Source organism: Paraburkholderia sp. HC6.4b, from assembly GCF_014200875.1.
Lineage (GTDB): Bacteria > Pseudomonadota > Gammaproteobacteria > Burkholderiales > Burkholderiaceae > Paraburkholderia > Paraburkholderia tuberum.
Map to the genome: position 1 here is coordinate 150,023 of NZ_JACHDC010000008.1, position 23,084 is coordinate 173,106.

Genomic DNA, 23,084 nt, shown 5'->3' on the forward strand with positions numbered 1-23,084 from the left:
GCTGTCTACTCAAGCGCGCGCCCAATCAGTTCCTGGGGCATGCGCTTCGCCCCCGGTTTCGAAGCTGGCGACGATGCGGGAATCCTTGATGAGTTTTGTTCCCTGCACAACTCCCGCCGACGGCATATTGGCCGTTCGGGGCGATGGCATGTCCCGTGAGGGGTAGCCTCCTTTATATGTTCCGGATGCCGTCCTCGATGTGTCACGAGCGGTGCCAGTCTTTACGATGTCGGGTCGCGTCCCAACGTCTGTGCCAGATTTTCGTAACCAGTGAGTCGGCGGAATTAGCGCTGCCCGGGAATGATGCCGTCCCCATCGACACTTTCCGCCGACCGCGACGCCATGAGCGCATGACATCCGCGAGGTCATCGAGCGACAGCGGTTTGATGAGATGGCAGTCAAATATCCGCTCATCAATCTGAGGTCTGCCTGGGGCATCGGTACTGCCGCTCAATGCGACCAGTTTCGTCAGGGAGCATTGGGCGCGAAGGCGAAGTAGTTGTGCGAGCTCGATGCCATCCATCCCTGGCATCGTGATATCAATCAGCGCAACGTCCGGCGTGAATGATTCCACTATCGAGAGCGCGTCGGGTCCGCTCTGTGCCCGCTTCACCTCGTGCCCCTCCAGCTCCAGCAATGTGCCGAGCGCCGCCGTGGCGTCTGCGTTGTCGTCCACGAGAAGGATGCGAGCCGGTGCCATGGTGCGTGTCGCGGACGCGACGGGGGCACTCGTGCTTTTGCAGACAATGGGGAGCTGCACGGTGACTTCCGTCCCTTGGCCTTCACCGTCGCTCGCAACGATAACCGTGCCGTTGTGTGCGGCAACCAGATGCTTCACGACCGCCAGTCCGATTCCGAGTCCGCCTTCTGCCTTTCCGCGTGCTGACGCCGACTGGGCAAACATCTCGAAGACGTGTGGCAGCAGTGACGGCGAAATGCCCGCGCCGTTGTCCCTCACCGTGATGACCGCAGTGCGGGGCGATGAATCGTGTATCGGCTCGATGCTCAGGTCCGGTGCCTCGACTGACAAAGTGATGTCGCCGCCGGGAGGGGTGTATTTCACTGCATTCGTCAGCAGATTCGATATGACCTGGGTGAGTCGGGCAGCGTCGGCGTGAACGGTCACCGGAAACGGCGGAATGGTCACATGGATGCGGTGCTCACCGTTTTTGACGTCGGCTTTCATCGCCGTCACTGCATCGGCCACGATATCCTGGAGCAGCCCGTATGAAGGGCGAGTGGAGAGCTTTCCATGCCTTATCCGGGACGCGTCGAGCAGGTCGCCGACGAGTCGTTTGAGTATCCGCATCTGCCTGTCGGCGATGCCGAGCGCAGACAACACGGCGGGATTATCTGTAGCGAGCTTTCGTGCGGCCGTCAGGGCACTGTCAATGGGTGCGAGAGGATTGCGTAGTTCATGGCTCAGCAACGCAATGAAGTCGTCCTTGCGTGCTTCGGCGAGAGTCAGAGCATTCCTTGATGCCTCCGCCTCTGACGCGCGCGCTTCGGCGTCGGCCTTTGCCCGGGTCATCGTGAGCGCTGCACAGGTGAAGTTCGCGAGACTGGTGAGGATTCTACGGTCCTCGGTATCGAAAACGCGTTCCCTGTCGTGAGACATCACCCACAGGGTGCCCCACGGGTCAGGTTCGCCCGGAATCGGTACGACCAGTTCTTCGATAATCTCGGGGGCAATGTGTTTCAGAAAGGCGAAGTGGCGCTAGGGAAAGGAAAAGAGTTGCCCCGTTGCCAGTTCAAGCGTCACGCCGCCTGGACTCTCCGCTATCGGGATGGTGCTGCCCACGGCGGCAAGGCATGCACCCGAAACCGCGACCCAGCGGAAGATGGGCGTGCCGTCGGTGTCCGTTTCCACTAGGCCGATGCCCGCGCTGCCCGCATCACACACCCTCAGTGCCATATCCGAGAGCGTCTGCAGCATGGTGCCGTCCCACAACGTCAGTGCCTGTGCCAGACGGTGCATCGCGCTGCTTTGCCGCCTCCGCTTCTACCGCCCGGCTTTTGCGTCGGCCTTCGCCCGGAAGGCCAGGGCAATCGCCTAGTTGACAAGTCGAATTTTGACTTCCTATTATGCATACACAGGTGCACACATCTAAGCACACATAATTGTGTGACGTACGCATGTTCGTCGCCGGGATTCCCCTTGTTTGAGAGGTCATCATGGTTCGGCTGTCTCGTTTTACCCGTCAAGCTTTGTTGTGTCTGGTTGCCGCTGGTTGCGTCATTGCCAGTGTGCCGGCTCGCGCTGACGACTCCTCCGCATGGCAGAGCGTGAAAAAGGCAGGTGTCCTGCGATGCGGCGCGGCGGTCGCGCCTCCGTATGTGATGCGCGACCCGAAGACCGGGGAATACAGCGGCTTCTTCTCCGAGCTTTGCCGAAACTTCGGACAGAACGTCCTGAAGGTGAAGGTCGAGTTCGTCGACACCACGTGGGACAACATCGTTGCAGGTCTGCAGTCGGAAAAGTGGGACCTTTCGATGGCGCTGAACGACACACCGGACCGCGAAAAGGCGATTTCCTTCTCGGTGCCTGCAACGGATTACAACGTTTCGTTCGTCTATAACAAGAACAACCCGAAAATTCCGAAGGGTGCTCACACTGTTGCGGAAATTGACAAGCAGGGCGTGACTATCGCGGTCATGTCAGGAACTGCGCAAGACAAGGCTATTTCGGCAGTTATCAAACAGGCTCAAATCATGCGCTTGCCAGGCAACGATGAGACGCGTCTTGCTCTCATGTCGAAACGCGCTGACCTTCTTGCTGACGCCAACATCACTAACATGCTGTTGACCGAGGCGCATCCCGAATGGGCGGCCACCGTCCAGCCGACCCCGCCTCTTGCTCAGCAGGAAGTCGCATTCGGCGTTCGGAAAGAGACGCCTGCGGCTGACATCGCCGTCCTGAACAAGTACGTCAATGAGCAGGTCAAATCGGGCGCCGTCAATCGCCTCATCAAGACATCGGTCCAGGCCATGCTCACCTCGAACAAGTAACACATAGAGAAGTAATACACCGAGCGCTGCGATGGCCCTGCCGGCATCGCGGCGCCGTTCCATTTGCGATGCGTACAAGTTGCGCAAGTCCTCTCTCCCTGTTCCATTTGCATGGCGCTGCAGCCCAGCCCATTTCAATGACTGTTCGGCTACCTGCGGCTTCAGAGTGGCCTCGAGTTATGCGCTCTCGTCGGGGCGCTGTTCAATCAGTCTCCAATCAGACCGCCAACGGGGTTTTTTAGAGGTCGTTGGCGGCTTGAATACGGAAGTTGTTACTTTGCGGCGTCGAGCATTTGTTGAACCGAAGCCTTCACAAGCTTGTCGACCGACCCAGACTTCACCTGAGACGCAATGAAGTCGTTGAGAACTGCAACGTCCGCAGGCGGAGTACCCTTGCGAAGACCAAACGCAACGTTCTGGTGCGCGAGTGGGGGCGTTGGGCTGAACGCTGCTGCCCAGTCCGGGTGCGCCTGCGTAAGAAGCATGTTCGTGATGCTCGGGTCTGCAACCAAATCTGCTCGGCGGGAAAGAAGGGAAAGCCGTACCTCATCGTCCCCCGGCAAGCGAACAATCTCTGCCTGCTTCAGGGCAGCAGTAATGGCTTTGTCCGCGGCGGTGCCAGACATGACGGCAATTCTGATGTCCTTCTTGTCGATGTCGGCAAGGGAGTGGATACCTCCCGCGAACTTGGGATTCTTCTTGTTGTACGCGAACGACAGGCTGTAGTCGATGGCCGGAGCGGAAAAATCGATGGCTTCCCGTCGGGCAGGCGTGTCGTTGAGCGCCATGGAGAGGTCCCACTTTTCCGACTGCAAGCCGGCGACGATGTTGTCCCACGTAGTGTCAACGAACTCCACTTTGACCTTCAGAATCTTCTCACCGAAGTCACGGCACAGGCTGCTGAAGAATCCGCTGTGCGTCCCGGTACTGGGGTCGCGCATAACATAGGGAGGTGCGACAGCGGCGCCACAGCGAAGTACGCCCGCCTTTTTGACGGCTTGCCACGTGTTTGCATCATCGGCCTTGGCCGGCATGCTTGCGAGGGCAGCGGAGAGAAATGCCGCACATGCTGCGGCACCAAGAGTCAAGCGAGAGTTACCTAACATGTCGACCCCAAAAAAGAAAGTGATGGTGTGGTCAATCAATCCGTTCGAATGGTGCACATCAGTGCATTGAGCTTCTTCACCTGGCAATATTTGACTGGAAATCCGACAAATTAAAATGTCGTCCTAACAAAACTGTCTGAAGCCCGTACCTCCAGTTGACGTAACCCGCTTGTTAAAGGCGACAACCGCCGGATGTCGCGTTCAATACGTCAACCAGCCGACCCAGAACAGGCACCTCATGACCCCTCGACGGTTTTGCTCAGGTCAACCTCAGAGACCTGGTCGCTTCGCATGAATTCGAAAAAGCTCTCCCGAAAGTGCCTTGTCTGTTCCAGCGCCAGGTTGTCTGCCAGGTCGGGTTCGCAGGCGCGGATGGCTTTCAACATCATCTCGTGCTGTTGATACAACTGATTCGCATCGTGTGTCTGTCCCAGGTGCTCGATGTGCAGATTGAACATCCGACGGCGTTCGTCGAGCAGGCGCTCATAGAACGCAGCCAGGTAGGGATTCCGGCCTGCACGCGCTGTCGCCATATTGCAGTTCTTGTGGGCCGCAGAAACGCTGAGATAGTCACCTGTTGCGATTGTCTCGAGCAATTCCTTGTTAGCAGCCGCAATCATGACCAGATCCTCGTCCGTACGATTTGTCGCGGCGAGTCTGCAGTTCAGGCGATGAGCGATACCGAGCGCCTCGACGTACTTCGGGAACGCCTCCAGTTCGATTGGCGACACAATCGTGCTTCGGTTGGGAAGCACGACTGCGAGACCGTCGCCGACCAGCCGAATCAACGCTTCGCGTATCGGGGAACGGGACATCTGAAACCGGTCGGCCAGCGTTGCCTCGTCAAGAAGCCTTCCTGGTCGTTGCGCAAGGTTCAGAATCTCGGTGCGAAGCGTCTGATACACCGTTTTGGTGCTGGTTACCTTTCCTCGGCGCTCGTCGTCAGTTAGGAGAGTGTTCATAGCATGCTTCGTTTTGATTGGATACCGCAGTCAATCTGGTTTGTTCGGGAAGATTGCGGAGAGCCTTCCAGGACTTCCCGACTATCTGGGTCGCCGGGCCGTGTTCAATCGCTGTCGGGCAATCTCAGGTACGACCGCTGTTCTACCTCGGGGAAATACTCTCCGCGACGAACAAACTTCGTGTGGTCGCGAACCGCATTCGGATAAGTTTCCCAGTCGATAACCCGACCAGTCTGCAGCGAGCGCATCAGGAACTGCCTAGTTCGCTGATTGGCCGCGACTTCTTCCCGAAGGTCTTCAAGGTTCCACGTTTCCGCCAGAATCGTCTTGAGTTCTTCGAGGATGGGGCGAGCCTCCGGGTCGTCGGCGAGGTTATTGACCTCACCCGGGTCTGCATCAAGATTATAAAGCTGGGAAGGATACGCCCTGGAATAGACCAGCTTGTACTTTCCCTTTCGCACCATGACGCGTGGAGCTTTCGTCCCGCCGTCAAGGTGCTCAGCAAGAACCACCCGGTCAGGCTCATCTTTCTTCATCAAAGACAGAAGGCTGCTGCCTTCGTAGGCCGTCACGATGGCTTTCTCGTCTCCATTAGCAATGTCAACCAGAGTGGGGAGCACATCGACGAGTGATACGGGGGCCTTTACGCGTCCGGGACCCTTTGCGCGCGGGTCGTAGAAGAAGAGCGGTATGGATAGCGCGGGTTCGAACAGGTTTTTCTTGAACCATAGACCGCGCTCGCCAACCATGTCGCCGTGGTCCGACGTGAACATCAGAATCGTGTCTTTTGCCATCCCGGTGGCTTCGAGGGCCGCCCGTAGTTCTCCCACGCGCTGGTCGATATAGGAAATCATAGCGTAGTAGCCATGCCGCGCGCGCCGATAGACTTCGTCAGTCACGTTGTACTTGTCGAGACCGTAGTGAAAGTACAGGCCGCAGCTATGGGGGTCCATCTTGTCGAGTTCAATTTCGGCGACGCGAGGCTCGTCGATTTCCTCGTCCTTGTAGAGATTCCAGAACTCGGGAGTCGAGACGTACGGGTCGTGAGGCTGCGTGAACGAAACTGTCATGAATAGAGGGCGACCGTCACCATATCGACGCCAGTCGTAGATTTGCTGAACCGCACGCCTGGCGACTTCATCGTCGTAGTCGATTTGGAGTGACCGCGCGACGGCATTCGCGTCGGCGACCGTTTCAACGCTTGACACGCCCTGGGTCTTGACATGCGTTTCCGGGTGCTCCGGGTCGCCGACCTCGTCATAAGTCAGCGGCGTCCAGCTGAAATCCGCGGGGTAAATTTCGGTGGTCAGACGGTCCTCGAACCCATGGTGCTGGTCGGGGCCGACGAAATGCATCTTGCCGGACAGACACGTGTAATAGCCGGCGTCCCTAAGGTAGTGAGCGAATGTGGGAACGGACGCGGGAAACTCGGCCGCGTTGTCGTAAGCGCCAATCCGGGAAGGCAGGCGCCCACTCATTAAAGCAAAGCGCGATGGCGCGCAGAGCGGGTACGGACAGTATGCGTGCTCGAAGACGGTGCCCTCAGACGCTAGCTTGTCCAGATGCGGCGTTTTGCAGACTTTGTTGCCATACGCAGGGAGCGCGTAAGCCGTCAACTGGTCGGCCATGATGAACACAATGTTGGGCTTCTTCATCGAACGTTCCTTGTCACCTCGTCTCACGGCACAACCAGCATCGGTTTTTCGAGGGTTGAGCCATCCCTGTGCTATCCGTTGCATCCCGTTTGGGCCTTCCGGATTTCCTTCAATCATTTTGTCGACTAAAATTCGACAAGTAAACTGTTTTTTTGGGTCGCCACCGGTTTTTCACCTCCGCGTTAACCCGATATATCGCGACACTTCGGTTCGAGCGGTACCTATCCGGTTTTTGTTCGCTTGACCTTGTCGAAAATTGGGCGACATAATCGGCGCAAGTTGCACACTTTGATGTATACACTGCAGCGTTTGAATATCTGAGAGCGCTGTTAGCCGGGCGGTTCGTGGAAGCGAGGCCGGCGGTTCCTCAGGGTGGTGCTGCTGTCGGAGGCGGCAACAGATGTCGACTCCGTGCATGGTGCGGCAGGTCTCCTGCAGGTTGGGTCTTCGTAACGCAAGCTGATTTAAACAATATATTGAGGAGTCCGATATGAAAGCTTCACGGCTGTTTGGCGCTGCTATTGCAATGATGCTCGCAAATGTCGCCAACGCTCAGAGCGGCGCCACCTTGTACGGAATTATCGACGCGGGATTCAACTACGTGAGCAATCTCAAAACCGGCAACGGTGCGCACGCGTTTATGTTGTCCGATGGCCCTCCGCAGGCAAGTCGATTCGGCCTGAAGGGGGCAGAGGATATCGGGGCTGGGAACAAGGTTATCTTTCAGCTCGAGAATGGTTTTAGCGTGGCGAACGGCAATCTCGGCCAAGGTGGCCGGATATTCGGGCGCCTCGCCTGGGTGGGGATGTCGGGGCAGTCTTGGGGTAAGGTTACCCTCGGTCGTCAGTACGACCCGGTTGTTGACTACCTTTATCCGCTGACTTCGTGCGGCACCTACGGCGGCGGATACATGTGCCATCCGTTCGACAGTGACAACATCGGCAACGACTTCCGCGTCAACAATTCCGTCAAGTACACGAGTCCGAACCTGGGTGGTTTCACGTTCGGAACGATGTACGGGATGAGTAATCAGGCCGGAGGGTTCAAGCAAAACCGTGCGTATAGCGTTGGGGGTTCCTATGCGAACGGGCCTATCTATCTCGGCGCGGCATTCGAGCAACTGGATAATCCAGGCACAAACGCCGATGGCGCTGTTTCATCCAATGCAGACGCTCCGTTCGTCGCAGCCCGTCAGCGCATCTACGGTGCGGGTGGAACGTACACGATTGGCCCCGTGAAGCTGGCAGCGTCATGGGCCCGGACGGTGCTTGATGGCATCAAGTCAGGCCCCATCGTTTCCAGCTACCTGCGACTCGACAATTACGAAGTAAACGCGACCTACACGTTCACACCGAGCGTCCTTTTGTCCGGCGGCTACTATTTCACGAGCGGCAATCAAGCTTCCGCAACCGGGGACCTGCATCCGAAATGGCACGAATTTAACGTGATGCTGGATTACATCCTTTCAAAGCGCACGGACGTATTCGCAATGGCCATTTACCAGAAGGCAGCCGGGGATGCGACCTTTGCGAGCATCTACGCAATCGGGCCCACCGCGACGGAGGCACCGGGAAGCGCCCGCCAGACCGTAGTGCGGCTGGGTATCCGTCACAAGTTCTAAATCAAATTAAAGGCTTTCGCATCAGCGGAGGCCTCTTTGCGCACCTTAGCACGCACCGTCTCCCAGGCATCGCAGCGATGCAGTGAGCATGGAGCGGCCGCAGCTGACGTGTTTTTCAACCTTTCACTTTTGCCTGAATTGCTGTCGATATAAGCCTCTCAGCAGCAAGAAATCACTGGCAATTCTGTGCTGCGGGTTAACCCCCTGAGCGGTTTCCCTGAAAACCTCGAATAGAGGTTGACAGTGCAAATTTCAGCCGCCTAAACTGTGTGCAACGCTGCATACATCAGAGAATGCAATGCAGCACGCGGCGAGATGTATGGTGAAGGGCGGTCCGCCCGAAACCCTCCCTGCCGGGTACCAGCCGCCGGACATGAGCGCCTCGGCCGGAGTTGCTTGAAGACCGTCAGTTTTGGCTCGCTTACTTATTCAGGCGCATCGCACGCGCTTCGCTGGAGAGACTTCAATGTTGTCACCCCAAACCATGGCCATTCAACCCAACGGACAATCCGCCGTCCATGACGTTCCCGTCTCCACAACCGGAGACTTCGTCCAGTTTCGCCAGGTGTACAAGTCTTACGGCGAGAACCTTGTCGTCATGGACAAGATGGACCTCGACATGCGTGCTGACGACCGCCTTGTCATCATCGGCCCTAGCGGAAGCGGAAAAAGCTCCCTGCTGCGCGTCATGATGGGCCTCGAGGGAATTCAAAGTGGCGAGATTGGCTTCCGGGGCCAGCCCTACATTCGAGGCGCTGATGCAGGACGTGCAAAACGCATTGACGCCAAGCTCCAGAAGCAAATCGGCATGGTGTTTCAGCACTACACGCTCTTTCCTCATCTGTCGGTGCTCGGCAACCTCATTCTCGCCCCCGTCAAGGCTGGCGGCCTGTCGAAAGCAGAGGCCACCGAGCGTGCGCGGATATATCTCGCCCGGCTGGGGCTGGAAAGCAAGCTGCATGCATATCCGAGCCAGCTCTCCGGCGGTCAGAAGCAGCGCGTTGCAATCGCCCGCGCATTGATGCTCGAGCCAAAGCTGATGCTGTTCGACGAAGTCACGTCGGCACTCGACCCGGAAATGGTCGTTGAAGTGCAGAACGTAATGCTGCAGTTGGCTGAACAGACGATGGCCATGATTATCGTCACGCACGATATGCATTTTGCGCGTGATATCGGCACTCGTGTGGTGTTCTGCGCAAGCGGAAAAATCGTGGAACAGGGCGCACCTGCCGAAATGTTCAAGTGTCCGAAAGAGGCTCGCACTCGCGAGTTCCTCGAGAAAGTTCTGCATCTCGACTGAGGTTAAAGCCATGAACTACCACTTTGACTTTAGTTTTCTTGAAGGCAGTGTTGGGGCATTGCTTTCTGGCCTCAGGGTGACGTTGGAGCTGGCTATTGCCTCCAACGCCATGGGCCTTGTTCTGGGCTTCCTTCTTTGTCTCTTGGCGATGAGCCGCTGGGCAGTCGTTCGATGGCCGGCTCAGCTCTTCATCGAGTTTTTCCGCTGCACACCCGCACTGCTGCAGATTGTGTGGTTCTTCTACTGCATTCCGATGCTCGCAGATGTGTTCATCGACCCCATCGTTATGGGCGTGCTTGCGCTCGGCCTGAATCTCACTGCCTTCAACGCGGAAGCGTATCGAGCCGGTGTCCAGGCAGTTCCCAAGGAGCATCTCGACGCGTGCGTTGCGTTGGGACTGCGTCCCTGGCAGCGTACGTTCTACGTCGTGCTGCCACAAGCCCTGCGAAATGCGATGCCTGTTCTGATGACCAACGGCATCGGCAGTCTTCAGCAAAGTGCTCTGGTTGCCATCGTTGCTGTTGCTGACCTGATGTACGTCGCCAAGAGTCTCGCGACTGAAGCTTATCGTCCTCTCGAGACTTACTCCGTCGTGGCGCTGATTTACTTTGCACTAACCTTGCCCATCTCGAAGCTAGTGCATCTTGTCGAGCGCCGGCAGGACGCGGCTATGCAGCGATAAGGAACTGAACATGAGCCTCAACTTTTTTGCCGTCTTTCCCTATTGGCACGTCCTGCTTAAGGGGCTGGGCGTTACGCTGGCTTTTACAAGCAGCTGTGCAGTGATAGGGAGCCTCGCAGGATTCATGTTGAGCCTGCTGCGGATGTCGCCGACACCATGGGTTAAAGGGCTAACCACTTTTTATGTCCAGTTCTTCCGCGGCACGCCACTGCTGATTCAGCTTTTCTGGGTCTTCTTTTGCTTCCCGGTTATTTTCCGGATACCGATTCCTCCGTACCTGTCAGTCGTCATCTCACTGACCATGTACATGGCGGCGGTTACGAGCGAGACCTTCCGTGGAGCCCTGAAATCAATTTCGGCCGAACAGCATGACGCATGCACCGCCCTCAGCCTCACGCCGCAAGCGAAGGTTCTCTATGTGATTTTTCCACAGGCACTGCTCAGGGCGGTTCCGCCGCTCCTTTCGAACATTGTCAGCCTGTTCAAGGAGAGCGCGCTCATCTCGTCGGTGGGTGTCGCAGACCTGATGTTTGTTGGAGAGAGCATTTCCAACAGCACGGCTCGGCCGGTGGAGTTCCTGACCGCAGTTGCAATTATTTACTTCCTTGTCGCGTTCCCGCTGACACGTCTGGTCGGGCTGGTTGAATCGCGCTTCCTCAGACGTTTTGCCTATTAACCCAAACAGTATTTTTGATTGTCGGAGTAACTCAAATGCAGATGAAAGGTATCCTGCCCGCACTCGTCACCCCGTTCAATGTGTCCGGTGCGGTCGACCACGACACGCTTGCGTCCATCCTCGAGTTCCAGCTCAAGGCTGGCGTCAGTGGATTCGTTCCGCTGGGCTCGACGGGCGAATACTACGCGCTTACGCACGACGAGCGACGCGCCATCCTGAAGACGGTCCTTGAAGTCGTGGGTGATCGCGGCATGCTCATCGGCGGCGCAAACGGCTCGTGCACGCGCGAAGTCATCGAACAGGTCCAACTGGTCCGCGACGCGGGCTACAAGAACGTTCTCATTGCTCCGCCGTACTACGCGCTGCCGTCGCAGGAAGAGCTTATCGGCCACTACGAAGCCATCCTGAAAGCAGTTCCGGACGTCGACATCGTCCTGTACAACTACCCTGTTCGCACGAATGTCGAAGTGGGCTTCGGCGTGCTGGACGCGTTCAAGGACAACCCGCGCGTCATCGGCATCAAGGAAAGTAGCGGCAACCTGTTGCGCGCCATCGAAATCGGCGAGAAGTACAAGGACAATTACCAACTGTCGTGCGGCTCGGACGACCAGGCGCTCGACTTCTTCCTCTGGGGCGCGAGCAGCTGGATTTGCGGTCCGGCAAACTGCTTCGTGAAGCCGGTGGTTGATTTCTACAACAAGTTCACCGCTGGCGATATCCGCGGCGCGCAGGACGTGATGCGTTCTCTGTTTCCGGTTATGGCGACCATGGAAGCAGGCAAGTTTGTGCAGAAGGTGAAGTACGGTTGCGAACTCGCCGGCTTCAAGGTCGGTCCTGCACGTATGCCGCTCAAGCCGCTCACGGACGAAGAAAAGACAGCGTTCCGCGCTGTTTTTGAGGCCGCCCAGGTCTGACGCACGCGCGCCGACGGACACATTCCGTAGGCGCATTTCTTTCACGAGACATCGGAATGACGAGACATAGTTTCAGGTGCATCGAAGGGCACGCAGAGGGCATGCCAGTCCGCATGGTGATTGACGGCGCGCCTCAGCTTACGGGGAAGTCGATGAACGAGCGCCGTGAAGAGTTCGTCGCGACGTACGACTGGATTCGTCGTTCTCTTATGCTCGAGCCCCGCGGGCACTCTCACATGTCGGGCACCATCCTCTATCCGGCATTGTCTGCTGGGTCGGATATGAGCCTGCTCTTCATAGAGACGTCTGGTTGCCTCCCCATGTGTGGGCATGCGTCAATCGGATCCATTTCGTTCGCACTTGAAGCAGGTCTTGTTCATCCGAAGTCGCCCGGCAAGGTCGTTGTCGATGTGCCTGCCGGGCAGCTTACTGCTCACTATGAGACGGAAGGCAGGCGTTTGACCTCCGTCCGCTTTACAAATGTACCGAGCTTCCTGCTGTATCGCGATGTGGAAGTGGTCCATCCGCGGTTCGGCAAACTGACCATCGATATTGCCTACGGTGGCAACTTCTATCCGATAGTCGAGGTGCAGCCGAACTTCCCTGGCTGCGAGCATTTCTCCCCCGAGGAACTGCTTGATTGCGGCCGCCAGATGCAGGTCTTGGTCAACCACACGGTCGATGTTGTTCACCCCGACAACCCGAACATTCGCGGCGTCAAGCACTGTATGTGGACGGGTGCTCCGATTTCGAAGGACGCCGATGCTCGCGCCGTCGTCATCGCAGGTGACAGCCTGATTGACCGTTCGCCTTGTGGAACGGGCACGTCGGCGCGCGTGGCTCAGCGCCATGCAATGGGGCTGCTGCAGCAAGGAGAGACTTTCACCCATCAAAGCCTCATCGGTAGCCATTTTATCGGCCGTGTTGAATCTACGCTGAAGTTAAAAAGTGGTATCGATGCCGTGCTGCCGAGTGTTGAGGGACGCGCCTGGATGACTGGGCGTTCGGAGCACTACGTCGATGACTCGCAACCCTACGCGCATGGCTTTGACCTGCAGGAGTTCTCCAAGTGAACGCCGTTCCTCGTGATTCTTTCACGGCCAGCCAGGCTCCTGTAGTGCAGGAATCCGCCGCTGTCGTCGGTGGCGGCATCATCGGAGTCTGCTGCGCACTCTATCTTCAGCGCGGTGGCTACGCCGTTACGCTGGTTGACCCCGAAGCGCCAGGCAACAGTACGGCGAAATGGAGTTGTGGCCAGATGGCGGTGAGCGAAATCATCCCGTTGTCGAAACCCGGCATTTTGATGAAGGTACCTGGCTGGTTGATGGACCAGAAAGGTCCTCTTGCATTGCGCCCAAGTGCACTGCCGGGCATCGTGCCGTGGTTTTTCCGTTTTCTCATGTGCGCGCGCCATTCGAAGATTGCCGACATTGCGCAGTCAATGGCGACGCTCACGCACGACGTGTATGCCGACTATGCACCGTTGCTTGATGCCTGTGAGGACAAGACCCTGATGGGCGAGCGTCCGATTCTTGAAGTCTTCGACAATCCAGCGGGCATCACCCACGAGCAACCACACCTCGACCTGCGCACATCCCTCGGCTTCAAATCGCAGCGGCTGAACGCAAAAGAAATCGGTGACCTTGAGCCTGCATTGGCAGGACGCTTCGCTCACGGTTTGCTCTTTCCTGACTGGCGAGCGGTCAGCGACACAGAGGGCTTCGTCGCCGCGCTCACGGAAAGTTTCGTTGCCCAGGGTGGTCGGCGCATTCGCGCGGAGGTCACCCGCATCGACGAGTCGAATGGGCGAGCAACGGGTGTCACGCTAGCAAACGGCCAACGCGTGCAGGCCAGTGCGGTTGTTGTGGCCTCTGGCATCGGTTCGCGACGGTTTTTCGACGCACTAGGTGTCGGCATCCCGCTCGAGGGTATTGCAGGCTACCAGGCCGTACTTGCGAATCCGGGCGTCGAAATCCGTCATTCCACAATCTATGCGGACGGAGGCTTCTGCTTCAGCCCGATGACGCGTGGCCTTCAGATTGGCGGCACGATTGAATTCGCTGGACGCGACGCGAAGCCGAACTTCAGGCGCGCCGACATCATCCTTGAAAAAGCAAAGCGGGTGTTACCGGAACTCCAGACGGACGATGTCGAGTATGGCGTTGGCTATCGTCCCTTCCTGCCAGACACTAAACCCATCATCGACCGTTCACGTCGTCTGCAGAACGTGTTTATGGCATTCGGCCACGGCCAGCTCGGTCTCACATTAGGCGCAACAACTGGACGTCTGATTGCAGACATGGTTGCCGGGCACCCGACGAAACAGAACCTCACACCATTCAGCGCCTACCGCTTCTCCTGACGGGACGAATTCGATGAAATCGTACGAGCATCTCTATATCAACGGCCAATGGGTTTCGCCCCTGCAGGGTGGGACTTTCGATACGGTTGACCCGAGCAATGAGAAGGTGATTGCAAAGGTCGCTGCCGCAACCTCGGAAGACGTCGACCTTGCAGTCAACGCTGCCCGCAAAGCATTCGACGAAGGCCCATGGCCCCGTATGAGCGGCGCCGAGCGCGCCGCTGTCCTTCGCAGAATCGGCAAGGGCATTCGTGACCGTTTGCAGGAGCTTGCGGAAATCGAAGTTCGCGACAATGGCAAACCGCTTCCGGAGGCCCTATGGGACCTGGGCGATGCAGCCGGTTGCTTCGAATTCTATGCGAGTCTCGCCGAGAGGCTGGATGCCGATGCCGAGAAGCCTGTTCCGCTTTCCGATGACCGCTTCAGCTCGGTTGCGCGCAAGGAACCGGTCGGTGTCGCGGGGGCCATCATCCCCTGGAACTTTCCGATGTTGATGGCCGCATGGAAGGTCGCGCCTGCTCTCGCAGCTGGCTGTACCATGGTCCTGAAACCGTCGGAGCTCACGCCTCTGACTGCGCTTGAGCTCGCCGACATTGCGGCCGGTGCTGAACTTCCTCCCGGCGTGCTCAACGTGGTCACCGGTCTTGGCAAGGACGCAGGCGCCCCGCTGAGCGAGCATCCGGGTATCGACAAGCTGGCGTTCACCGGTAGCGTTCCGACCGGTAGCCGAATCATGCAGGCCGCTGCGCGCGACATCAAGAATGTGAGCCTCGAACTGGGCGGCAAGTCGCCGTTCATTGTCTTCGAAGATAGCGATATCGATGCGGCCGTCGAATGGATTATGTTCGGCATCTTCTGGAACCAGGGAGAGGTTTGCTCTGCGACGTCGCGCGTTCTCGTGCAGCGCGAAATTTACGGGCGCCTGCTCGAGCGGCTGGAAGAGGAAACGCGCAAAATCACTATCGGGAACGGTCTTGAGGACGGCGTGCTGCTTGGACCACTCGTTAGCGAGGGGCAGTATGAGAAAGTGCTCGAAGCCGTCGCGCGTGGCAAGGAAGAAGGCGCGCGACTGGTAACTGGCGGAGAACGACCCGCACACCTCGATAAGGGTTACTTTATGGAGCCCGTCGTTTTTGCCGATGTACCGGAAGAAAGCTGGGTCTGGCGTGAGGAAATCTTCGGGCCGGTCGTATGCATTCGACCGTTCGACACTGAGGCGGACGCGGTGCGGTCCGCAAACGATTCGCGCTTCGGCCTTGCTGCGGCGGTGATGTCGCGCGATAACGAGCGCTGCGAACGTGTCGCGCGAGCGCTGCGCGCCGGCATTGTCTGGATTAACTGCTCGCAACCGACTTTTACGGAAGCTCCATGGGGTGGCTATAAGCAAAGCGGTATCGGCCGCGAACTTGGCGAATGGGGCCTTAACAACTATCTGGAAACAAAACAGATTACGCGGTACGACAGTGACAAGCCATGGGGCTGGTACATCAAGTAAGGTGGGTCAATCATGCGCTGGAAAAAGACACTCCAACTCGTAGACGTGCACTGCGAAGGCGAGATTGGCAAGGTTATCACGGCAGGAGTCGTCGGCATCCCCGGTGAGACCATGCTCGACAAGATGAACTACATCAACGAGGTGGACGACAGTCTGCGCAGACTGGTCGTGCTTGAGCCGCGAGGCTGCCTGCAGATGTCGGTCAATCTCCTGCTGCCGCCGACTCGTCCTGAAGCACACGCCGGATTCATCGTGCTGCAGGCGGACAAGGCGCATCCGATGTCGGGCAGCAATGCCATTTGCGTGGTCACAGCGTTGCTTGAACTCGGTATGGTCGAGATGCAGGAGCCGGAAACGACTGTGGTGCTCGACACGCCAGCGGGATTGGTTACCGCCCGCGCGAGCTGTAAGGACGGGCGTTGCACCGAGGTCTCACTCGACATGATGCCGTCGTTTGTCGAACAGCTGGACTTTAGCTTCCAGACGTCGCACTTCGGAACAATCAAGGCGGACATTGCGTTCGGCGGCGTCTATTACGCGCTCATCGACGTCGAACAGGTTGGGCTGGAGATTGCGCCAGAGAAGGCCCGCGAGCTTGCCGAGCTTGGCGTGTCGCTGAAGGATGTCATCAACGGGCAGATTCGGATACAGCATCCGCTCTACCCACAGATTAACGAGGTCGCCTACGTGATGTTCCGCAATCGCGTGACTGACGAACTGTATCAGACGTGCACGACACTGCCTCCTGGTCGGGTCGACAGGTCACCGTGCGGAACGGGAAGCTCGGCCAATCTGGCGACGCTGGCCGCCCGAGGCCTGGCGGACCTTGGCAGTCGGCTGAAATCGCGCTCGACAATCGGAGGCGAATTTACCATCGAGCTCCTCGGCAAAACCGAGGTAGGAGGCAGGCCGGCGGTGCTCCCGCGTGTTCAAGGGCGGGCGTGGGTCTACGGAATCCAGCAGATTGGGGTCGACCCTGACGACCCGCTCGCCGCCGGCTTCATGCTGAGCGACACCTGGGGCTCGGGTTTCCTGAAGGCCTGAGGCGGAGTGCGCGCGATGATAAACTTGAATGCGCGCCCGTCTTTCCGGGCCCACGATGATGGCGGTGAAACGATGAGCAAAGGCACGACAGAGACTGAGACCAACGTGCGCCGGCATGGCGGACGGTACATCTACGAGGAGTTGCGAAAGCAGATTCTGACGCTGCAACTCAAGCCAGGCGCCCCGCTGGACGAGGTATCGCTTGCGGAGCAGTTTGGCCTTTCGCGTTCGCCGGTGCGCGATGCGCTTGCGCGACTGACTAGCGAAGGCCTGGTGACCATTCTTCCGAACCGCACGACTCTTGTCACGCCGTTCGAAATTGAAGAATTCCCCAAATACATTTCGGCACTTGACCTCATCCAGCGAGCGGTCACGCGGTTGGCAGCACTGCACCGAACCGATACCGACCTCGCCCGCATCCGTAAGGCAGATGACGTGTACATGCAGGCGGTGGAAAGTGGCGATTTCCAGGCGATGTCCGAAACGAACAAGGCTCTGCACATGGCCATCGCGCATGCGGCGAACAACCCTTACTTCGTCGGATATTACGAGCGGCTATTGGGTGAAGGCCAGCGACTGTTGCATCTGCATTTTGACTTCACGGTCACTTCGCCGACAGCGGCGAAGCTCGGACGCGACCACGACGAACTGATAGACGCGATAGCGAGGAAAGACGCCGAGGCGGCGGAAAAGGCCGCGCACGAGCACACCATGCTGTTCCAGAAACGGTTTCTTGATTACATGCGACAGAACATGACTGAATCGATGGCCGTTCTGTGACCCGTTGCAGGCAGCTTCGGTCTCTCCAAGTCTGCCTTTTTCGCAAAGCTAGGCGGCGCCGCTGGTCAGCCCCTTCATAAACGTCCACAGTTCCGGAACGTCGGACGCCGCTGCATTGAATCTGAACCACTCAGATGCGGGCTCCCCTGGTCGGAAATATGAGCCAGGAGCAAGCCAGATGCCCTTGCTCAACGCATCATTTGCAACTGCGATGCTGTCTTCCGGCCGAATAGGCAACTTCGCCCACAAAAACAGCCCTGCATTGGGCGCGTGGAATATTTCGAGGCCGGCTCTGGCCATGGACTCAGTCACGCGCGCGTGCGCATTGAACAGCCGTTCCCGGATGTGAGCGGTATGACGGTCGTAGTGCCCTTCTATAAGGACGGTCGCGACAGCACGCTCGGTAACTTCGGATGAGGTAAGGCCGACCGCCATCTTTGTCAGGGCGAACCGCGAAACGAGGTCTCGGCTGGCGGCGATATATCCGACTCGCATTGCGGGTGTGATGGTTTTTGAAAAGCCTGATACGTAGATGACCCGTTGCAGACCTTCCATCGCCGCGAGGCATGGCGCGCCAGGCGGAGCGAGCTCTCTGGAGATATCGTCTTCAACAATCCACAGACCTTCGCGGTCGGCAATCTGAAGCAGGCGGAACGCTGACGAAGCGCTAAGCGATGTTCCCGAAGGATTCTGCAACACGGTATTGATGAACAGGCCCTTCGGGCGATGTCGCTTCACCACCTCTTCAAGTTGCGCGCTATCGATGCCGTCAGGTGTACGCGGAACACTCACCACGTTGACGAATGCCACCTTGAGAATCTGCAGCAGATTGCAATAGCACGGGTCTTCAACAATCACCGTGTCACCGGGCCGAAGAAGAGTCCGAACGACGAGGTCCAGCGCCTGAGTGACGCCTTGCGTCAACAGAACGTCAGTGGTACCTACGGACAGCGAATATCTACGCAACGAATTAGCGATATGCTCGCGCAGTGTCGCGAGTCCGTACGGATGGCCGTAGCCTCCGATGCGGGGTCCTGGCACGCGGCTTACTACGCGCAACGCGTGTTGAACGCCACTCTCGTTTATCCAGTCGTTTGGAATCCACCCGCATCCCGCCTTGATGGGCACAGACTGGTCCGCAAAAACGTCGGACAGTAGCCACGCGGCGTTTAAACTTGGAGCGCTCCAGACAGGCGCAGCAGGCGCTTTGGCTGCTGGAGTTGCGACACGGTAACCTGCTCCGGCACGGGCGTTCACAAGCCCTAGCGAAACAAGCCGTTGGTATGCTTCAGAGACTGTGTACGTGCTCAGGTTATGAGCTTTCGCAAGCGTTCGTACAGAAGGCAGCATGGTGCCGGCGGGGTACGTACCCTGTCTCAGTTCCTGCCCGATTGACGAGACAATCTGGTCGACCAACGTACCTTCGTTCTTCCTGACGCGGGACAGGTTCAGTTCGAACATTTCAATACAGTCCGGGAGAAGTAGTTAGTACAGTCTGACCGTTTGTTTTCGGCTGTCCAGTGATTGTAGCGTGCGAAGTCGATAGAGTTGACTCCATATTCACGGAGTCAACTCATGAGCACAACGCAAACCGGGCCGGACCTCTCGAACTTCTGGATGCCGTTCACGGCGAACCGGCAATTCAAGGCAGCACCCCGACTGTTCAAATCTGCGAAGGGCATGTACTACACGACCGTGGACGACCGTCCCGTGCTCGACGCGACGGCAGGTCTTTGGTGCGTGAACGCGGGCCATGGCCGCTCGGAAATCACGGAGGCTGTCGCTGAGCAACTCGCAACGATGGACTATGCGCCGACGTTTCAGATGGGCCACCCGCTCGCATTCGAAGCAGCGACCGCGGTCGCCGAATTGATGCCGGTGGGCCTCGACCGTATCTTCTTTACAAACTCGGGTTCGGAGTCGGTCGACACAGCGTTGAAGATAGCACTCGCCTATCATCGTGCGCGCGGTGAAGGGCAACGTACCCGCTTCATCGGCCGGGAGCGTGGTTATCACGGTGTTGGGTTCGGCGGCATTTCAGTCGGTGGCATCCTGGCAAACCGCAAGACGTTCTCCGGTAACCTGATGCCACATGTGGACCACCTTCCGCATACGCTGAACATCGCGGAGGCAGCGTTCACGCGTGGCCAACCGACCTGGGGTGGACATCTGGCAGATGAGCTTGAGCGGCTCGTCGCGCTCCACGACGCCTCGACCATCGCCGCCGTTATAGTCGAACCGCTTGCAGGGTCGACTGGCGTAATCGTTCCTCCGAAGGGCTACCTTGAGCGACTCCGCGAGCTGTGCACCAGGCACGGCATCCTGCTGATTTTCGACGAGGTGATTACCGGATTCGGGCGCTTGGGCGCGCCGACGGCGAGCGAATATTTCGGCGTAGTTCCGGACGTCCTCACGATGGCGAAGGCAATCAATAACGCGGCCATTCCAATGGGTGCCGTTGCGGCCAGCCGCGCGGTCCATGACACGGTGGTCAATGCAGGAGCGGAGAATGCTATCGAGTTTTTTCATGGCTACACCTACACTGCGCATCCCGCCGCGGCAGCAGCTGCTATTGCAACGCTCGATATCTACAAGCGGGACCGACTCTTCGAGCGTGCAAAAGAGTTGTCCGGCGTTTTCGAAGATGCTGTACACGAGCTGCATGGCTCGCCGTACGTGAAGGACATCCGGAACCTCGGTCTGGTCGCCGGTATCGAGCTCGAATCGCGTCCGGGTGCACCGGGTGCACGCGGATACGACGTATTCCTGAAATGCTTCGAGGCTGGCGTACTCGTGCGTTACACCGGTGACATTCTTGCCTTCTCGCCGCCACTGATTATCGACGAGCAGAAGATTGACCAGATTTTCTCAACGGTGCAAGACGTACTGCGCAACGCTGCCTGATTTTAACCACCAGGCCGCCATCGGCCAGACAAGCATCTGGAGTTCCGAAATGAATGTAGCAAATGAAACAGCGAACCTCTCTATCAAGCAGGTTAGCCACTTCATCAACGGTCAAATCGTTGTGCCGTCGAGCGACCGCTTCAAGGATATTTTCAACCCCGCAACCGGAGAGGTGACCGGCGGAGTGGCCCTTGCCTCCGTCGAAGAAGTCGACCAGGCGGTGCAGGCAGCCGCGGCAGCTTTCCCGAGCTGGAGCGAGACTGCTCCGCTCAAGCGTGCGCGCATCCTGTTCAAGTTCAAGGAACTGCTGAACAAGCACCACGACGAGCTGGCGATGCTCATCACGCGTGAGCACGGCAAGGTCTTCACCGATGCGCAGGGCGAAGTGGTACGTGGCATCGAAGTTGTCGAATTCGCTTGCGGCATTCCCAATCTCCTGAAGACGGACTTCACCGACCAGATTGGCGGCGGCATCGATAACTGGAACCTGCGTCAGCCGTTGGGCGTGGTGGCGGGCATTACGCCGTTCAATTTCCCCGTGATGGTGCCGATGTGGATGTTCCCGGTTGCGCTGGCCTGCGGCAACACGTTCTTGTTGAAGCCGTCCGAGCGCGACCCGTCCGCTTCGGTGCGCCTCGCCGAACTGCTCAAGGAAGCTGGCTTGCCGGATGGCGTCTTCAACGTGGTCAATGGCGACAAGGTGGCAGTCGACGCGCTCATCGACCATCCGGACGTCGCCGCCCTGTCGTTCGTCGGCTCGACGCCGATTGCGGAGTACATCCATACGGAAGCGTCGCGTCGCGGCAAGCGCGTGCAGGCGTTGGGCGGCGCGAAGAATCACCTCGTGGTGATGCCGGACGCAGACCTGGACCAGGCGGTGGATGCGCTGATTGGTGCCGCCTACGGCTCCGCCGGCGAGCGCTGTATGGCTATCTCGGTGGCGGTCGCCGTGGGTGACACCGGGGACGCCCTCATCGAGAAGTTAATTCCGCGCGTCAAATCGCTTGTTATCAAGAATGGCGAGAAACTCGACGCTGAAATGGGGCCGCTCGTGACGGCCGAACACAAGGCGAAAGTGGCCGGCTACATCGCTTCCGGCGAAGCCGAAGGTGCCAGGCTCATCGTTGACGGGCGAACTCACCCGGTCTATTCGAGGCCAGGGTATTTCATCGGCGGTACCCTCTTCGACGACGTTCGGACGGACATGAAAATCTACAAGGAAGAGATATTTGGGCCTGTTCTTGCGGTGATTCGAGTGCCCGATTTCGCGAGCGCAGTGAAGCTAATTAACGCGCATGAGTTCGCGAACGGTGTCTCGCTTTACACGTCGGACGGCGGCGTGGCCCGGGCGTTCGCGCGACAGATTCAGGTCGGCATGGTCGGCGTGAACGTGCCCATCCCGGTTCCGATGGCATGGCATTCGTTCGGCGGCTGGAAGCGTTCCCTTTTTGGCGACCATCATGCTTACGGCGAAGAAGGCGTACGCTTCTATACGCGCTACAAGAGCGTCATGCAGCGTTGGCCGGATAGCATTGCCAAGGGAGCCGAGTTCACAATGCCCGTTGCGAAGTAAGCTCATGACTTGGCGCGGTCGGCGGTTGCGGATGGCGTCCACTGGCCGAGCCGAGCCAGGCTCAGTCGCTTGGGTCATACCACAACAAGGTTGTAGTGGCGGCAAGCGCGCCCCCGCGTTTCAACGCGGGCGCCAGAAGTCGCATGGAGGATTGAAAACATGGAGGCTTGGATGTTTCGTCGCGGTCCTCTCAAGTGGCTCTTGGGGGCGAACCGCGACGAGACGGCGCTGCAGATGCAAGATGCGGTGGATTTGCTGGCAAGGGGGTGGCCGGAAGATTATCCGGCCGGAACGGTGGAATGGTTGATTGCGGGACAGGTTTGACCCAGTGAGTTCGAGCGGGCTCTGATGGTGCCTGTAGACCCATCCGCGATTCGTACGGAGGGCTTTCACGCCTCGCGTGACGCTTCGGAGCCCCCTCCCTAAAAGTGTCCCTCAGCCGCCCTGCGCCCAAAAATTTCAAAGAAAACGGGGGGTAAAAAGACGAGCCGCTCGATGGTTACATGCGCTACCGAATAAATGCGTCCCTAGCCATAGCTGACAAGGCTTTGACCGTTTCGGCACTCTCCGTCAGGGAGGCTTCCATGACGAGGTCGAGGGACACTTTCTTTTTTGCCGGGCACACGGGATGCCGGCCAGCGCCCACGCACTCCACCGTCACCGACTTCGCCAGATTCCAGGTTTTTGCCGGCGTCAGATAGGAGCGCATCAACGGCCATCGCCGCTAGGAGTCGTTCTGAGGCGGTCAGCGCAGTGCGTCTATCTAAAAGAGGCGCATTCGCTAGAGAAGCAAACCGGGTCATCCCAACTACGATGCTCTGGCGCGACCAACGAAGCCGCTGTGCGTGAGCTGGGCGATGCTGTCGCAGGCGAAATCGTTTTCAGTACATTGGGCGGGAGCACAGACGAAAACCGCGGACCAGCGGACGCAGCAGAAGTCCGGCTGAAAAGCCCCCCTGATTGTTGCCGAGACCGAAAAAACTACGGCCACCTCAACACTG

20 protein-coding genes are annotated in these 23,084 nt (G+C 58.2%); 14 read left to right on the forward strand and 6 right to left on the reverse strand.

Annotated features, from left to right (window positions below; genetic code table 11):
- Nucleotides 1-202: 202 nt before the first annotated feature.
- Nucleotides 203-1,531, reverse strand: a complete 1,329-nt coding sequence (locus HDG34_RS14375) for a hybrid sensor histidine kinase/response regulator (RefSeq protein ID WP_260321170.1) — start codon at nt 1,529-1,531, stop codon at nt 203-205.
- A gap of 186 nt (nt 1,532-1,717) precedes the next feature.
- Entirely contained in the window at nt 1,718-1,978 is a 261-nt protein-coding gene (locus HDG34_RS39160) for a hypothetical protein (protein ID WP_260321171.1), read from the reverse strand.
- Between the two features lie 197 nt (nt 1,979-2,175).
- On the opposite strand from HDG34_RS39160, the gene HDG34_RS14380 reads away from it, so the two are divergent.
- Complete coding sequence (locus tag HDG34_RS14380; RefSeq protein ID WP_184060941.1) at nt 2,176-3,009, forward strand: transporter substrate-binding domain-containing protein; 834 nt, start codon at nt 2,176-2,178, stop codon at nt 3,007-3,009.
- Nucleotides 3,010-3,281: 272 nt separating this feature from the next.
- On the opposite strand, the gene HDG34_RS14385 is transcribed toward HDG34_RS14380, so the two are convergent.
- From HDG34_RS14385 to betC, 3 genes are all read right to left on the reverse strand, one after another.
- On the reverse strand, nt 3,282-4,154 hold the full coding sequence (locus HDG34_RS14385; RefSeq protein WP_260321172.1) for an ABC transporter substrate-binding protein: 873 nt from the start codon (nt 4,152-4,154) through the stop codon (nt 3,282-3,284).
- Between the two features lie 197 nt (nt 4,155-4,351).
- A complete protein-coding gene (locus HDG34_RS14390; protein ID WP_184060942.1) occupies nt 4,352-5,077 on the reverse strand; it encodes a GntR family transcriptional regulator in 726 nt (241 codons plus the stop codon).
- A 104-nt stretch (nt 5,078-5,181) separates the two neighbouring features.
- On the reverse strand, nt 5,182-6,732 hold the full coding sequence (gene betC, locus HDG34_RS14395) for a choline-sulfatase (RefSeq protein WP_184060943.1): 1,551 nt from the start codon (nt 6,730-6,732) through the stop codon (nt 5,182-5,184).
- Between the two features lie 490 nt (nt 6,733-7,222).
- On the opposite strand from betC, the gene HDG34_RS14400 reads away from it, so the two are divergent.
- From HDG34_RS14400 to HDG34_RS14445, 10 genes are all read left to right on the forward strand, one after another.
- On the forward strand, nt 7,223-8,353 hold the full coding sequence (locus tag HDG34_RS14400; RefSeq protein ID WP_260321173.1) for a porin: 1,131 nt from the start codon (nt 7,223-7,225) through the stop codon (nt 8,351-8,353).
- A gap of 466 nt (nt 8,354-8,819) precedes the next feature.
- Nucleotides 8,820-9,653 carry an amino acid ABC transporter ATP-binding protein gene (locus HDG34_RS14405; RefSeq protein WP_184060944.1) on the forward strand — a complete coding sequence of 278 codons (834 nt, stop codon included), beginning with the start codon at nt 8,820-8,822 and terminating at the stop codon, nt 9,651-9,653.
- Between the two features lie 10 nt (nt 9,654-9,663).
- The gene (locus tag HDG34_RS14410) at nt 9,664-10,335 is read left to right on the forward strand and encodes an amino acid ABC transporter permease (RefSeq protein ID WP_184060945.1); all 672 of its coding nucleotides are present in this window, start codon (nt 9,664-9,666) and stop codon (nt 10,333-10,335) included.
- A 10-nt stretch (nt 10,336-10,345) separates the two neighbouring features.
- Nucleotides 10,346-11,011, forward strand: coding sequence for an amino acid ABC transporter permease (locus tag HDG34_RS14415; protein WP_184060946.1), 666 nt, complete (start codon nt 10,346-10,348; stop codon nt 11,009-11,011).
- A 41-nt stretch (nt 11,012-11,052) separates the two neighbouring features.
- Nucleotides 11,053-11,925: a dihydrodipicolinate synthase family protein gene (locus HDG34_RS14420; RefSeq protein ID WP_260321174.1), complete on the forward strand. Its 873-nt coding sequence runs from the start codon at nt 11,053-11,055 to the stop codon at nt 11,923-11,925.
- A 56-nt stretch (nt 11,926-11,981) separates the two neighbouring features.
- Entirely contained in the window at nt 11,982-12,998 is a 1,017-nt protein-coding gene (locus tag HDG34_RS14425; protein ID WP_184060948.1) for a 4-hydroxyproline epimerase, read from the forward strand.
- Nucleotides 12,995-14,287 carry an FAD-binding oxidoreductase gene (locus HDG34_RS14430; RefSeq protein WP_184060949.1) on the forward strand — a complete coding sequence of 431 codons (1,293 nt, stop codon included), beginning with the start codon at nt 12,995-12,997 and terminating at the stop codon, nt 14,285-14,287. Before HDG34_RS14425 ends, HDG34_RS14430 begins: the two co-directional genes overlap by 4 nt.
- Nucleotides 14,288-14,300: 13 nt before the next feature.
- Nucleotides 14,301-15,782, forward strand: coding sequence for an aldehyde dehydrogenase family protein (locus HDG34_RS14435; protein WP_184060950.1), 1,482 nt, complete (start codon nt 14,301-14,303; stop codon nt 15,780-15,782).
- A gap of 12 nt (nt 15,783-15,794) precedes the next feature.
- Complete coding sequence (locus HDG34_RS14440; RefSeq protein ID WP_184060951.1) at nt 15,795-16,826, forward strand: proline racemase family protein; 1,032 nt, start codon at nt 15,795-15,797, stop codon at nt 16,824-16,826.
- A 72-nt stretch (nt 16,827-16,898) separates the two neighbouring features.
- Nucleotides 16,899-17,606, forward strand: a complete 708-nt coding sequence (locus tag HDG34_RS14445; protein WP_184060952.1) for a GntR family transcriptional regulator — start codon at nt 16,899-16,901, stop codon at nt 17,604-17,606.
- Between the two features lie 48 nt (nt 17,607-17,654).
- Here HDG34_RS14445 and HDG34_RS14450 read toward each other — a convergent pair whose 3' ends face one another.
- Nucleotides 17,655-19,067, reverse strand: coding sequence for a PLP-dependent aminotransferase family protein (locus HDG34_RS14450; RefSeq protein ID WP_184060953.1), 1,413 nt, complete (start codon nt 19,065-19,067; stop codon nt 17,655-17,657).
- 114 nt (nt 19,068-19,181) lie between these two features.
- Here HDG34_RS14450 and HDG34_RS14455 point away from each other — a divergent pair, with 114 nt between their 5' ends.
- The 3 genes from HDG34_RS14455 (at nt 19,182) to HDG34_RS14465 (ending at nt 22,407) form a co-directional block, all read left to right on the forward strand.
- Complete coding sequence (locus HDG34_RS14455; protein WP_184060954.1) at nt 19,182-20,510, forward strand: aspartate aminotransferase family protein; 1,329 nt, start codon at nt 19,182-19,184, stop codon at nt 20,508-20,510.
- 49 nt (nt 20,511-20,559) lie between these two features.
- A complete protein-coding gene (locus tag HDG34_RS14460) occupies nt 20,560-22,083 on the forward strand; it encodes a CoA-acylating methylmalonate-semialdehyde dehydrogenase (RefSeq protein WP_184060955.1) in 1,524 nt (507 codons plus the stop codon).
- Nucleotides 22,084-22,254: 171 nt separating this feature from the next.
- Nucleotides 22,255-22,407, forward strand: a complete 153-nt coding sequence (locus HDG34_RS14465; protein WP_184060956.1) for a hypothetical protein — start codon at nt 22,255-22,257, stop codon at nt 22,405-22,407.
- Nucleotides 22,408-23,084 lie beyond the last annotated feature (677 nt).